This is a genomic window from Sphingobacterium sp. UBA5670 (genome assembly GCF_002420705.1).
Lineage (GTDB): Bacteria > Bacteroidota > Bacteroidia > Sphingobacteriales > Sphingobacteriaceae > Sphingobacterium.
In genome coordinates, this window is sequence record NZ_DIIM01000011.1 from 25,943 (window position 1) to 41,259 (window position 15,317).

General features: G+C 39.9%; 9 protein-coding genes. 6 read left to right on the forward strand and 3 right to left on the reverse strand.

What is annotated here, in order from left to right; translation table 11 throughout:
* Nucleotides 1–134: 134 nt before the first annotated feature.
* From B3C94_RS10120 to B3C94_RS10145, 6 genes are all read left to right on the forward strand, one after another.
* A complete protein-coding gene (locus B3C94_RS10120; RefSeq protein ID WP_293902947.1) occupies nucleotides 135–1,718 on the forward strand; it encodes a DUF3843 family protein in 1,584 nt (527 codons plus the stop codon).
* 244 nt (nucleotides 1,719–1,962) lie between these two features.
* Nucleotides 1,963–2,517, forward strand: coding sequence for an RNA polymerase sigma factor (locus B3C94_RS10125; protein WP_293902949.1), 555 nt, complete (start codon nucleotides 1,963–1,965; stop codon nucleotides 2,515–2,517).
* 56 nt (nucleotides 2,518–2,573) lie between these two features.
* A complete protein-coding gene (locus B3C94_RS10130) occupies nucleotides 2,574–3,530 on the forward strand; it encodes a FecR family protein (RefSeq protein ID WP_293902951.1) in 957 nt (318 codons plus the stop codon).
* Between the two features lie 3 nt (nucleotides 3,531–3,533).
* Nucleotides 3,534–6,881 (forward strand): SusC/RagA family TonB-linked outer membrane protein, encoded by a 3,348-nt coding sequence (locus B3C94_RS10135; RefSeq protein WP_293902953.1) that lies wholly within the window; start codon nucleotides 3,534–3,536, stop codon nucleotides 6,879–6,881.
* A 22-nt stretch (nucleotides 6,882–6,903) separates the two neighbouring features.
* Nucleotides 6,904–8,427 carry a SusD/RagB family nutrient-binding outer membrane lipoprotein gene (locus tag B3C94_RS10140; RefSeq protein WP_293902955.1) on the forward strand — a complete coding sequence of 508 codons (1,524 nt, stop codon included), beginning with the start codon at nucleotides 6,904–6,906 and terminating at the stop codon, nucleotides 8,425–8,427.
* 142 nt (nucleotides 8,428–8,569) lie between these two features.
* Complete coding sequence (locus B3C94_RS10145) at nucleotides 8,570–11,047, forward strand: phosphocholine-specific phospholipase C (protein WP_293902957.1); 2,478 nt, start codon at nucleotides 8,570–8,572, stop codon at nucleotides 11,045–11,047.
* A gap of 117 nt (nucleotides 11,048–11,164) precedes the next feature.
* Here B3C94_RS10145 and B3C94_RS10150 read toward each other — a convergent pair whose 3' ends face one another.
* From B3C94_RS10150 to B3C94_RS10160, 3 genes are read right to left on the reverse strand one after another with little or no spacing between them, the layout of a single operon-like run.
* Nucleotides 11,165–12,508 (reverse strand): TlpA family protein disulfide reductase, encoded by a 1,344-nt coding sequence (locus B3C94_RS10150; protein WP_293902959.1) that lies wholly within the window; start codon nucleotides 12,506–12,508, stop codon nucleotides 11,165–11,167.
* A 12-nt stretch (nucleotides 12,509–12,520) separates the two neighbouring features.
* Nucleotides 12,521–13,747 (reverse strand): thioredoxin family protein, encoded by a 1,227-nt coding sequence (locus B3C94_RS10155; RefSeq protein ID WP_293902961.1) that lies wholly within the window; start codon nucleotides 13,745–13,747, stop codon nucleotides 12,521–12,523.
* A gap of 44 nt (nucleotides 13,748–13,791) precedes the next feature.
* Nucleotides 13,792–15,285: a retropepsin-like aspartic protease gene (locus B3C94_RS10160; RefSeq protein WP_293902963.1), complete on the reverse strand. Its 1,494-nt coding sequence runs from the start codon at nucleotides 15,283–15,285 to the stop codon at nucleotides 13,792–13,794.
* Between the last annotated feature and the right edge of the window lie 32 nt (nucleotides 15,286–15,317).

The following is a 15,317-nucleotide window of genomic DNA, read 5'->3' on the forward strand; positions in this document are numbered from 1 at the left end:
TTACGCAGTATTATTAGGCATTCTTTTCTGTTTTTAGGAGTATTGGCTGACCTCAATTATTTTCGTCGCCGTTTGTGGTCTGCCCATATGGATATTTCGAAAATTTGGCTACTTTTGGTTTTAGCATTTTTCATATGAGAGGAAACAGAATTTTTATTCAAGATTGGATTGCACACCATACTTATCAAAAAACAAACGAAATAGATAGTTATTACTTACGTGTTGCAAATGAAATCAATGATAGTTTATCTACGTTATGGTTTGAGGAGCAAGAAACAAATGATCTTATACATACAGATGCTTTAAAGACGTTGAGTATCTATCTGACGTGTTACTTAGAAGATGTTATTGCAAAAACAGGAATTTTTGCTGCATTTAGAACAATCCATACGGAATTGTACAATCAACTTTTGCCTTTCTATCATGATAAAGACCTAACGGATTATTATGCTGAGGATATTAATAGTGAAGATATTGCTGTATTGACTTGGTTGTTTTTCAGTGAACGCAATCCTCATCTGTTTATTGATCCCCGAGGTCGTTTGATCCAGTTGGTTACAGATTTGGCCTATTCGATCTTGGAAGAGCATTATGAAGTTGCTCCTGAAAATGAGAAATTAAAGCTGGAATATGTTTTGGATGAAGGTGCAGACTATTTCGAGGTCCGAAATTTTATTGAGAAACTTGTCGCAACAAATTACCTAACAGCAGGTGAATATAATACCAATCTCAATCATCTGATGCAAGTTGCGGAAATTGGGCGGTATCAGCATGATCAGAATCAGTTACAGCAGATGATTTATCGTGTTCGAGACAATCATTTCAATAATTACAGACTGCATTTGTTTGCATTGAAGTCATCTGAATTTGTCGCTGAGGTGGTTGGAAAAGAACATCCGCTTTACAGTATTGTCAAAACCTTAGGCAATCGCATCAATAGCTTTTTTGAATATGTCAAAGTGGACGAGCGCTATGTGCATGTAAAACATATCGGTACAAAAACTGCATTTAAAATCTTCAAGGACTCTATACAGCAATTTGTTGAACCAACAGAAACGCTATCTTTCTATATGGAAATTGTGCCATGGAAAGATGCATGGAATTTGTCGGGAATTATGACCGTTGTGAATACTGATGAAGTAAATTTTGATTTACCCGAGCAGTATGAGATGACCTATCGTATCGAAGCCCTGAATGGTAAGGATAAGAGTTTGAAGAAAACCGAGAAGCAGCTGAAAGATATGGGCAAATTATTCCAATCAGAACATAAGGCAGCTGTTGCATTTATGGAAGGAAAAGAAGTGAAGGAATTTGCAACGGATTTCTTTAAGAAATATCAGCAAAAATACCCGAGCAAGGAAGAGTCTCCACTTCCCGAGTCAAATTTGAACCTGACGGAAGATGCTAAAGTTACCGTTTTCTTTAATCCGAAAACGGGGCTAGAAGTTTTTGGCGGGATAGAAGAATTCTTCCCATTGAAGAACAACAACTTTATAGAGGAAGATAGTCAGCATGAGATACCTTATGCTCGCTATTTCCTGAATCTTTTGGTTGAGGATTTCTTTCCGAGCGAGTTGCCTAAATATTATGTTAATCTGTTCAAGGCTGAGGTAGACAAACAATTTTTCTTTCCTGTGAGCGATGAGGTACTCGATTTCTTTCTCCGTTTCTATAAACGAGGAAGCTATTTCTTGGGACCGTTTCCGCTATTAAAGTAGCAAGTGCTAATCAGTATCTAATAGAACTAAACTAAAAATCCCATTGCCTCTAGGTAATGGGATTTTTTTTGGAAATGTTTTTTTACATAACCCATGATTGGTGTTAATTTAATATAAAATGATTATAATTAAAATGTTATCATCGGCTGTTTTTCAACCAGTGGTCCAAATGTCCCATGCAATTCATTGGAATATTTCAAAAAATTCTAACTAAACTTGTAGGATCAATTATACGTGATGAAGCATGCCTATTGAAAACAACAATGATTTGGATTTTAAAACTTTCTTTTTGTCGTATAAGGACAAAGTATATAAATATGCCTATTTACATCTGAAGGAAGAGCCAGCTGCGGCAGATTTGGTCCAGGAAACATTCTCTAGAATCTGGAAAAAATGGACAGAATTGGATGGAAGTAAAAATCCGCAATCTTATCTCTATACGATTGCCCGGAATCTTGTGTTTGATGAACTTCGTAAGCAAAAGGTTCGATTCCAATTTCAAGCTTCAGATGTCGATCAGAACCAATTAGTAGACAATTCAAATGAGGAAGCGATCCGATTTAAGGATCTGGAGCGCGTTTATCGGGAAGCTGTTGCAAAACTTCCTAAGGCACGTCTCGAAATTTTTCTTTTGAGTAAGGAAGAGTTTTTGGATAATCAGGAGATTGCAGATAGGCTCGGTATTTCTGTCAATACAGTCCGGGATCAATTGGTGAAGGGGAACAAATTTGTACGTCAATATATTCTTGATCATTTTGAGATTTCAATAGCCCTATTGATTTTCTTAACTATTTTTTAGAGCAGCGTCGTCTTCGCGTCCTTTAGGTACGTATATGTAATTAAAGATGGATAGAAATGATGAATTCCAAAATAGCTGCTTTATACAAAAAATTCCTAAATGGGGAGTTAAGTCTCGAGGAAACCGCTATATTTCTTGATTTACTTACTTCGTGTGATAGGGAAGAGCTTCCGGACTTGGAGGAGGTTGTTGCATTGGACGATCGTGATTGTGAACTGAACAAAACAACTTCCGAAGATATTTTCTTTACGATTACAGGTACGCCGTTGCGTACACGGACAGTACCTATCTGGAAAAAAAGATGGTCTGTTATTTCTGCTGCTGCCTGTCTGCTGTTGATCGGTCTCGCCTTCTTATTTCAATTTAAGTTTGGGGGGCAGCATAAGAATGCGGCCTATGCAATTGTCCATTATTCCAATCCGACGAAATTTGTGAAGCGGCTTGTACTCCCTGATGGTACACATGTTTCTCTTCGGCAGGGAGCGAAGATCGAATTGCTGTCAGATTTTAATACAGACAGTTTACGTCGTATTAAACTTTCAGGCGAAGCTTTTTTTGTAGTCGCCAAAAATCCTGAACAACCTTTTGTGATTGCCAGTTCGGGCGACTTTGATGTTCGTGTATTGGGGACAGCATTTAATTTAAACTGTTCGCAGGGGAATAGTCGCTTGGTACTAAATCATGGCCGCGTATGTGTATCACGTGGGAAGGAATATTCCATTGTGAAACCTGGGCAACAAGTTGCCTATGATAAACGACAAAAACAATTTGATGTATCCAAAGCGGATACGACTAATGCATCCAACTGGAAGAGCGATCTTTTGTCATTCAGAGAGGTGCCACTTTCCCAGATTGTGGCTGATCTCAATAATCTTTATCCTGAAAGTCATCTCGAGTTAATTGACTCTTTCCGAACGGAAAGCTATACGGGGTATCTACCTGCTAGTGATCTAGAAAAATCACTTACGATGCTTAATACCGCATTTAATCAAACAATTATCCATAAAAAGTAATTTATGAAAAGAACCAATTACTATTTAAAACTTATGGGAAGTGCTTTGCTCTTTCAGTCGCTCGCACTTCAGACCATGGCCTCACAATTTTCGACCAGTGAAGGAATCGGGAAAATCCTCACACGGATGGAACAAAAATTTAATGTCAAATTTGGTTATGACGCTTCTATATCAAATCAAAAAGTCAATGACTTGGCAGATTTGAATAAATTGAAAAAGGAGCAGATTGTTCAGTTTATCCAGATGATTTCAGATGGAAATCTTGAGGTCAAGAAAATTGATGAGAAGTTGTATGTGATCTCGAAGAAAAACAGCAATGATGTCATCGTGAAGAATGATAAGTCGGTTTCCGCTATTGCCAACGAGATCAGAGGCAAGGTTGTCGATCAGGAAACAGGTCAGCCTATTGCTGGTGTGACGGTGCGTGTAAAAGGGACGGCAACTGCTGTTACGACAGACGAAAACGGTACATTTCGGTTACCTGATGGGACAGATGCGGCTTTACTTCAGATTTCCTATGTCGGATACGAAAGCATTGAAATTTTAGCTGCACAAGCTGGAACAATAAAACTTGTTAAATCATCTGAATCATTGGAGGAGGTTGTCGTGACCGCATTAGGGATTAAAAGGGAGCAACGCGCATTGGGTTATTCAACGCAAAGTGTGAAAGGAGAGGATTTAACCCGGGTGAAAGGGGTAGATGTAGGAACGACCCTGACCGGACGTATTTCTGGTGTGCGTGTTATGAATAGTACAGAATTTAATAAAACACCGCAAATACAAGTACGTGGATTGACACCGATTTTAGTCATTGATGGTGTGGCTTACGAGAATATGGATCTCAGGGACGTTCCTGTCGATAATATTCAGGATATGACGGTGCTGAAAGGTGCTACAGCCACTGCCCTTTATGGAAGTAAGGGTCAAGGTGGAGCAATAATGATTACGACCAAAAAAGGTTTAGCAGAGAAAGGTACGGAGATTACGGTAAATAGTAACAATATGTTCTTTTCAGGATATTTAGCGCTTCCTGAAGTACAGCATAGCTATTCTTCTGGAGAATCCGGTAAATTTAACAATGATGATTATGTATGGGGGGATAAATTGGATATTGGTCGAACTGCTGAACAATGGAACCCAATTAGCAAACAATATGAAGTAAGTGAGCTCACATCTCGAGGTAAGGACAATTTTAAAAACTTTTTGGAGCCAGGGTTTATCACCAACAACACGGTCAGCTTTACTAATCAAGGGGAACACGGAAGCATACGGACATCCATTAACCATATTTATAATAAAGGACAGTATCCCAATCAAAAGTTGAACTTGACAAATATTTCGGTTACCGGAACAACAAAGATCAGCGAGAAATTTGATTTGGAAACCAGGCTGGGATATAACAGAAGTTCCTCATCTAACAATTTTGGTTCTGGCTATAACGATCAAGGGTACATCTATAATATCCTGGTATGGACGGGCCCCGAGTATAACCTGAAAGATTATAAAGACTATTGGCTGGTAAAAGACCAATCTCAAAATTGGATGTATAAAGGATGGTATGATAACCCCTATCTGATAGCACATGAAAAGGTTACGCCCGAATTGGTCAATAAGGTGAATGCCGCTATTACCCTAAATTATAAGGTCAATGACTGGGCGAAATTTATGGTTCGATCGGGTTATGATTATTTTGGCAAGTCAAGGACGCAACAAAATCCTATCGGCATATATGGAACACGAGGTGGATTTGAAGATTTTGGTGGATTTGATAGTAAGGGGAAATACATGAAAGCCGATTATGACGGTTTTGCAACGACCAACGATGCGATCTTTACCGCCAAGAAAAATTTTGGTGATTGGGGAGTTGATGGACTATTGGGCGGTTCCATTTTCTATAGCAAGGATAATAATCTGATCGCGAATACAGTCAACGGTCTGTCGATTCCAGGATTCTATTCATTGCGGAATTCAATTGATCCGGCAAAGGCGGTCGAGTCTCGTATTAAAGAAATGCGGAATGGTCTTTATGGACGTCTTTCTTTGTCTTGGCGAAATGCGATCTTTTTGGAAGCTACTGGACGTAATGATTGGGTGTCAACGTTAACAAAGGATCATCGCTCTTATTTTTATCCTTCAGTTTCGGGAAGTGTTGTTGTTACGGATCTGCTTCCATCGAAACCTACGTGGTTGGATATGTTTAAAGTTCGGGGTTCTTGGGCCATTACCAAATCTGTATTGGATCCATATGAAGTACATTCAACTTTTACAGTAACAGGTAATGTCTGGAATGGTTTGCCGACAGCCTCCTATCCAAATATTATCAAAGATTTCTCGATTTCGCCCACGCAACGTGATTTGACCGAGTTCGGGTTTGATTTTGCGGTATTGAACAATCGATTATATGGTAATTACACGCGTTATTATCGTTTGTTGCACAACCAAATTGTCAAGGCAAAAATATCAAAAACAACTGGGTTTGAGGAGCGCCTGATCAATACGAAAGAGGAAGAGATGACTAAAGGACATGAAATCACATTGGGGGGGACGCCGATTAAGCATGAAAATTTCCAATGGGATGTTACGATGAACCTTTCACAGAATATGCGTTATTTCCATAAGCTAGACCCCCAGTATTCAAAAGATGCGTTGTATGTTAAAGAAGGGATGCGGGCCGATTATATCGAGTATAAGGACTGGGAGCGTTCGCCGGATGGGGAAATGATATTAAATAGTTCTGGGATGCCAATTTCAGCTCAGTATGCGAATCAATTGATAGGCTATACTGCGCCAAAATGGTTTTGGGGTTTATCAAATCAGTTTCGTTATAGAGACTTCTCATTTGGTTTTAGTTTAGATGGGCGGATCAAAGGAATGTCCTATTCAACAATGAATGCGCGGCTGTGGCAGACAGGTTCTCATCCTGATTCAGATACTCCATACCGTTATGAAGAAGTCGTTAACGGAAATAAAACGTTTATTGCTCCAGGTGTTAAAATCGTTTCTGGTAGTGTTACTTATGATAAGTATGGTCAGATTGCAGAAGATACGCGTGTATTTGCGCCAAACGACAAAGTGGTTTCTTATGAAGGGTATTACAAACGAGCCTATTCGGGCCGATGGAACTATTGGGATGAAACATTCATTAAACTACGTGAATTGTCACTTAGTTATCGAATGCCCGATAAGATTGCTTCGAAGTTTAAAGCGAAACGTGCCAGTATCGGTGTGACAGGGCAAAATTTATTGTTGTGGACCAAAGAGTTTCGTTTCTCAGATCCAGATGTTGGTTCTGAAGATTTAAGTTCACCATCGATGCGTTACATTGGTTTTAATATTAACCTAACTTTTTAAAAATTACATGACAAATATGAACATGAAAAGATTATTGACGTATATCACCTTTGGTACTTTGGTGATGTCGACAAGTTGTTCCAAGTTTGATGAGATCAATACCAATCCTGAGACACCATCGGTTGTTAAACCTTCCATGTTGGCTACTCGTATAATTTTAAATTTGGCACGCCAATCCTCTACAAAAGGTTTTATGCAGCCTTATATGCTTACCAAAGAGATTGCTTGGACGGAATTAACAGAGGGATATCAATATAATAGCCTCGGTGAATGGGATATTTCGATGACCTCAATCAACGATGCTCATTTTATGGGTGAGTTTGCAACAAGCGAAAAACTCAAGAACTCTTATAATGGTCTGATGTATTTTGCTCGTGCCATGAAGTTTTACGAGGGGACAATGAGTGTTGGAGATATTCCCTATAAAGATGCATTAAAAGGGGAAACGGATAAGGTTTATTTCCCTAAATATGATACTCAAAAAGATGTATTTTTAGGTATTTTGACTGAATTGGAGCTTGCAGATAAACTCTTTTCGGAAGGTGAAAAATTTGATGGTGATCCATTGTTCGCCGGGGATGTTACGAAATGGCGCAAATTGGTAAACAGTTTTGCATTAAATGTTCTTATTCAATTAAGTAAAAAAGAAAGTGATGCCGATCTGAAGATAAAGGATCGTTTTAAATCAATCTTGTCCAGTAAACCGATCTTTGGTAGTAATTCAGATAATTTTCAAGTCGTTCATGAGGACAAAGCCAGCCAAACCTATCCTTTTTATAAGATAAGTAATAGTTTTGTTATTTATCCTATTGTTTCGACAGAGGTTATTGACCGATTGAAACAATATCAAGATAGGCGATTATTCTATTATGCGAATCCTTCCGCTTTGCAAATCACAAACGGAAAACAGCCGAATGATTTCAGTGCGTATGTAGGGACAGATCCTTCGCTTTCCTTTAGTGAAATTGCTGAGTTAAAAAAGAAAAATGATTATTCTAAATTGAATGACCGATATACCGAACTAGTTAGTGGTGAACCAACACAGCAATACAGTTATGCACATCTGTGTTTTGTGATAGCCGAAGCTGCGGCACGGGGCTGGGTTGCCGAATCGTCCGTTAATTGGTATAAGAAAGGTATTGAAGCCGCAATGAAATTTATAGCGGATAATACGCCAAATACGGCTCAATATACCCATAATATGCCATTGGATGCTAATTACATCAATACAGCGGTAGCAACTTATGGAAATCAATTTCCGGTCGTACTCGAAGGACAACTGGAGGCTATTATGACACAAAAATATTTAGCCAGTTACTTGCAGGGACGTATGACTCCCTATTATGATTACCGAAGAACGGGCTATCCTAAATGGAAGATCAATCCAACATCAAGTTTGAATTCGGTGGCACCGGATAAAATACCGATGCGGTGGCGTTACCCGTCATTAGAATACAATTATAATTCTGCCAATTTGGACGAGGCCATGCAGCGCCAATATAAAGGCAATGATGAGATCAACCAATTGATGTGGCTTTTGAAATAAGCCATTCGTAAAAACAATCCCCGCAGATGAGATCAATCGTTTGCGGGGATTGTTTGTTAAAAACGTTACATAAAAAACCACGGCGAATGGATATATTCGCTGTAGACCATGGAATTTATAAAGAGAGACAACAAATTTATTTATGGATAGCAGAAGAGATTTTATCAAGAAGGCTTCCTTGTTAGCCGGTGTTTTTGGATTACAAAGTACGATGCCTGATGCAATACAGCGGGCATTGGCGATAGAACCGATCACAGGAAGTACCTTTTTGGATGCCGAGCATATTGTATTATTAATGCAAGAGAATCGTTCTTTTGATCATAGTTTTGGAACCCTTCGTGGCGTTCGGGGATTTAACGATCCACGGGCTATTAAATTGCCTAGTGGTAACCCAGTATGGTTGCAGTCTTCGGCCGCAGGTAAGACCTATTCACCATTCAGGTTGGATATCCAAAACTCGAATGCTGCATGGACCGGCAATTTGCCGCATTCCTGGGAAAACCAGATGGCTGCCCGGAATCAGGGTAAACACGATAACTGGATCGAAGCTAAACGTCCAGGGGGGAAAACTCTGAAAGAGATTCCCCTGACGATGGGTTATTATACACGGGAGGATATCCCTTTTTATTATGCATTAGCTGATGCCTTTACAATCTGTGACCAGCACTTCTGTTCGTCTATTACGGGGACAACAACCAATAGGCATTTCTTTTGGACGGGAACCTGTGTACCACAAAAAGGAGCAAAACCATTGGTACGGAATTCCGATATCTATTTTAACCGTTGGGCACATTGGAAGACTTTTCCTGAACGCCTGGAAGAAGCAGGGATCTCCTGGAAAGTTTATCAAAATGAAGTCAGCATAGAAAGTGGCTTAGACGGTGAGGATCTGTTGGGTAATTTTACGGACAATAATTTGGAGTGGTTTGCGCAGTATCATATTGAATTCAAGAAAAGTCATCTTGATTTTATGCACAAGCGTGTTGCAGAATTGCCGGCAGAGATCCAGAGCCTCGAAAAAGCATTAGCTGATAACAATACAGAGAGCGTTCAAAAGACACAGAATAAGCTTAAGCAGAAACAGGAGCAACTGAATAGCTATAAAAAGCATCTGGCCCGCCTCACGGATCATGCTTTTCAGCAGCTTCCTAAGGAGCAACGTGCATTGCATGAACGTGCATTTCAAACCAATGAGGGGGACCCTTTCTATCGGGAGACAAGTGTGGTCTCACACGAAGGTGAAAAGATTACCGTGCCCAAGGGGGATGTACTCCACCAGTTTAGACATGATGTGAAATCAGGGAAGTTACCTGCTGTGTCGTGGCTGGTTGCACCACAAAGCTTTTCAGATCATCCGAGTGCACCCATGTATGGCGCTTGGTATGTATCGGAGCTATTGAATATTTTGACAGAAAATCCGGAAATCTGGAAGAAGACTATTTTTATTCTAAACTATGATGAAAATGATGGGTATTTTGATCATATTCCACCTTTTGTGGCTCCTAATCCAGGAGATAGCCGTTCTGGAAAAACTTCACCGGAATTAGATTATAGTGGCGAATATGTGAGTTTAGCCCAGGAGCTTGCCGATGGTGAGGAAAAAGGTAATGCGACGGAAGGTCCTGTTGGCCTTGGTTACCGCGTACCTTTGATTGTGGCATCACCTTGGTCAAAAGGCGGTTGGGTCAATTCGGAGATTTGCGATATCACGTCGACGATTCAGTTTATGGAGCATTTTTTTGAGAAAAAGCTGGGCAAGCATGTGAAAGAGGAGAATATCAGTTCGTGGCGCCGAGCCATTACAGGTGATTTGACATCGATATTTCGGAAAGCTGAAGGAGCACATGCTGTGGATTTGCCTTTTCTTGATCGGAATCAGCAGATCTATGCGATTGATCAGGCGAAATCGAAACCGCTACCCAATAATTTTCACGTTTGGTCGAAAGAGGACGCCGCAGCATTACGGTCTAAAGGTCATTCCACTTTGCTGGCAAGACAGGAGAAAGGTCAGAAAAATTCTAGCGCCTTGGCATATGAGCTTTATGTTCAAGAGTCATTTGCTAAAGAACCCAACCGAATTCATTTGACATTGGAAGCAGGCAATAAGGTGTTTGGCCATAAATCGCTAAACAGCCCTTTTAATGTCTATAGTGGACCTAGCCATAAAGAAGGAGTGAAGTTTTGGCCATTTGCGGTTGTGGCAGGGCAGAAACTTAGCTTTGACTGGGACTTGGCCGATTTTAAAGATGGCTATTACGATCTAACGGTATATGGACCAAATGGATTTATGCGGGGATTTAAAGGAAATAAGGAACCATTATCTGTTCGGGCAACTTATGAAATAGGGAAGAAGGGCCTATTGACGGGTAATCTTGTATTGGAGGTTCATAATCACGGGGAAAAATCATTCCGCGTACATGTTGAAGATAATGCTTATAGTACATGGAGGAAATCGATTGTACTTGCGGCAGGGAAATCGGTCAAATGGATTGTGGAATCGCACAAAATCCATGGTTGGTATGATGTAACGTTACATGTGGAGGATACCAAATTTGAGCGTCAGTTTGCGGGTCGTGTGGAAACGGGCAGCCATTCGAAAACAGATCCACAGTTGGGATGAATGTAATTCGTTAATTATTTAATAACGTGAGATAATTGATGTACTGTATTTACAATGGAAGATCCCAGTTTTATTTCAACTGGGATCTTTTTGTATAGGTAGGTTTTAATTCGGTTTTTATTTTTTACTCCATTCTTCAAGCAAAGCTTTCAATTTAGGGTCACTTGGCCTTGGACTATCGGCAGTGATCAGATTTCCTGATTTGTCGATTAGAATATAACGAGGTATTCCATTTACCTTGTAAGCATTAGACAATTCATTTCCTGAACCCGCATGGAGCTGGATGCCCTTTAGATTTTTTTCTTTCGCATAAGCTTCCCATTTAGGCTTATCTTGATCTACAGAAATACCTACAAATGCAACTGGCTTACCTTTAAATTCTTCATTGAGTTTTTCCCAGTGTGGCTCTTCGGCACGGCATGGTCCACACCAAGTTGCCCACATGTCAACCAGCACAACTTTGCCCTTTAGATCTGACAGATTAACTTTTTTGCCCGTAATATCAGGATAACTAAATTGAAATGCAGGTACGCCGGTTTTTGTTTCCACTAGTTTGGCTTCAACAGTTTTGGCACGTTCGATCTGTTCTGGCAAAGTAAAATACTTCTTATAGGTAGTGTTCATTTCCTGAAAATCAGCATAGGAGCGGGCACCTTCCAAACGTTGTAGTACATATTGTCCTTTAAGTACATCGGGACCTATCGCGGCAACCTGTTGGTCAAATGTTGGTTTTGTCGCTAGATCCAGTTTTCTATAGATCATGTTACTCATAAAGCGATCGCCATAAGGAAATTTAAGGAGCTCGGGTGTCAGAAAGCGATCGGCATTGAACTGTGTATAATAATCGCTCATTTCTTCCTTACTCGGATGTGCTGTGCGTGGCATATACAGGTAGGAAATGGCATAATAAGCAAAATCGTAATCTACAAGCTCAGGGAAAAATTTGTCAAAGTTTGCGTTCCCAGTTTTGACCACTTTTTTAATGCCCTCCAGTTTTCCTTTAAATTGTTCTACTTCGGGAAAGAAATCGACATAGGTACTCATTCCTCCGGGAGTTGTTCCTTTGTCGTGGAAGCTTTTTGACTGTTTATCCCATGCATATAGCGTTTCATTTTCGGGGCTATTTTTCCCTACGAGCTCATAATCGCTTTGCGTCAATTTTAAATTTAGATCTTCATTGCCTTTGAAATAAAAACGGAACAATCCCTGTTGATTTTGTGCAGTTCCACTACCGATCGAATACAAGCCTTCATATTCTGGGGTGAAACGGAATCCAAATCGACCGGTAGCATCCGGAATCGCCGTTGCAATTTCTTTTAATCGTCCATTAAGGACTTTAAATAATCCAACACGTTTTACTTTAATGGGGTCTGTGGTTCCGGTGACATTACTTGGTTGTTGCGCCAGCGTAGCAAAAGCTGAAATACACGCCGTGAATAATAAGATGGTTTTTCTGATCATGATTTTGTTGGTTTAACTAAGATTAAATGGAATATTTTTTTTGATGTCTTTCGCTTGGAATAGGTTCGAATTCTTCTTGTCTATCGCATCTTTCAATGCCATAAAATCTTTTTTCTGCATAGAAAGATACGGTGCTGATAGGTCGGCTTTTAGGAGTGCAGTAACGGCTTTTGTCGCCTGGTTAAAATCCTGTAAATAATAATATAAAAGTGCCAAACGATAGCTGTCTACCGCATCCAGTTGCTGTTTACTTTGCTGTTTTTGAAATTCAGCCAGTATCTTTTTTAGAACCTCAGTATTCTTTGCCTGGTCGATGATGACCTGGCCCAATGCATTGCTCTTCAGATCCCACGTATTGTAAACTTTATAATGGTTGATCAGTTGCAAATAGGTATTGGCATCTTTTGACGTTGCATAATAATTTGTAATAAATCCGGGCAAAAAGACATCCCATAGTTTGTCATTGAAAGTTGGGCGGACATACGTCAACATACTTTGGAGACTGTCCAATTGCTGCGCCGAACCATACTGTTTACTTTTCTTTGTAGCTATTGTCGAAATCTTATTGCGGAGAAGATTTCCACCATACATGTTGATCAATTTGGGTAAGTTATCATAGACCCAGCTGTTATATTTTGGGAATGCGGTAACGCTATTGGCTAAGAATGCAGTTTCACTAAACAGATCTTGTTGCTGGTTCAGATAACTTTCTAATTCAGCGAAATCATGCTTTTCTCCTGTTTTGATAAAGCGTTCACTGTAAGCGGCCGGATATTCGTTATTCAGGCTACTGTTAAATGCGAGATTTAAATTGGCTTTGTTGCGTTGTACGGCTTCCTTTAACAAGAGAACAAACCTGTCTACACCAAAAAATCCTGATTCTGTCAGGATGGTTTTACCATCAGCATTTACAATCACATAGGTTGGAAAACCTGGTGCACCATATTTACGGGCCAGTTTTTTACCATCCATTTCCTTCATCACATCTGTTTTGTAAAGTAGGTAATTGGCTTTTAGTTCTTGGATCACGGTTGGATCAGGAAAAACCTGTTTATCCATTTCGGCACAGGGCATACAGCCGACAAAGTAAAGGTCGATAAGAATAAGTTTATTTTCTTTTTTCGCTTGGGCTTGACATTCCGCATAGGTGCCCTGAAAGACTTTTTCTTGTGCATTTAGCAAATAGGGCAAGAACAGACCACAATAGGTTGTGATCACATAAAGAATAATTCTTTTCATCTATTTATAGTTAGGAGCGTTCGTTTGATAGGATCTGTTAAAATTTAAATTGTAATGTTTTTATTGTCGGTAATTGTAATGACAATGGGCTGTTCCTTTGCTTTCAATCTTATTTCTTCGATGAGCATAGGTTTTTTCTTCAGTTGGTCTACGGTGTAATTGTCAATACGCTGAATTAAGGTTCCTACTTTTAAACCATCTGGAGTTTCTAAGGCACCGATAATGCCTAAGGCTTTCAGCTTGCCTGTATTGTCCCATCCAAACTGATAGTTTTTTATTAGAAAGTCCTGAGGATGGGCATGCAGCTTATTAGGAGTAAAGTGGACCTCACTCTCTGCCAGATTGATTGTCATATTATACCTGCTGAGTAGGCGGACTCCGATAGAACCATCGAAACCAGGTTGCCATTGCTCGTTTGCGGAGCTACCGCCCATTAAGGTGATTGGTAGTTCTTGTATAGCGGGCAGGTTAGAAATAGCAAATTGGTGACTTCTGCCAGCAAAGGTGGGAGAAGAAATCCCCATACTCACAGTCGTCGCCTGAGCTTCTGGCTTAAATCCACTGACAAGCAATTTATTTTGGCGTACAAAGGGACGGAAACAGATAAGGTCATAAGATGCGCCTGTATCAAATACAAAATGTCCTGTATATGCTTTGCCTTGTATAATTTCAAGTTGGCCCGGAAGAATCATGACTCCCGCAGGCATTGTAATCGGAACGGTAGCTCCTTTTCCATTATATTGAAAATCTCCAAAATCATATAATGAAATTAAGTTTTTGTCATAATCAATATGGGTAATAAACTGACGGATTAATGTATTTCCGATGATGCCATCACCTTCTCTACCCATTTCAGGGAATATGGCAATGCCCTGCCCGCTTAGTTTTAAGGTGTCTAATAGAATGCTGTTATTGTCCGACACTTGAATTTTGGTATTGCCACCTACCACAGAAGCATTATTCTCTCTAGTGACTTTTAGTCCAATAGCGTCGGCTAATTGCTGATTTACAGCCATGCCATCCGCACCTGTATCAAACAGTAGGCGTAATGGTTTTTCGTAACCATTGATTTTGACCTGGAGATAGATGGATCCATTTTTGTTTTCGAAAGGGATTATTGCACGTAGTTGTGCTTTTTCCATACGTTGCATACCATAAAGCTGGTCAAATAAGGAAAGGCGCACTAACTTGCCCGATTGATCGAGTAAGGCCTCTGTATTAAGGTGTTTATCCGTTCCAGAGGTAAGGTTCAATCCTACGATAGTTCCCTTTACTGTTTTCTTTTCTGTTATTGCCTCAATTTTTGAAACGGGGTAATTTTTGATAATCTGGTTTAACCGAAATTTTGCGCCAGCATCGGTGTGTCCTGCTATGGAGAAGTTTGGGGCTAATTCTGCCACAATTAAGGTGGTGTCTTTCTGCCGGAAAGTTTGGAGCAGATTCTTAGTAAAGGCAGTTCCGGATTGCGCATGGCAGTAGACCCCCGATAAGATTGATAATCCAAATAAAAAGGCTTGTTTAGTCTGAATATACCTCATAAATTGTTTATAATTAGATCTCTTTCTAAATA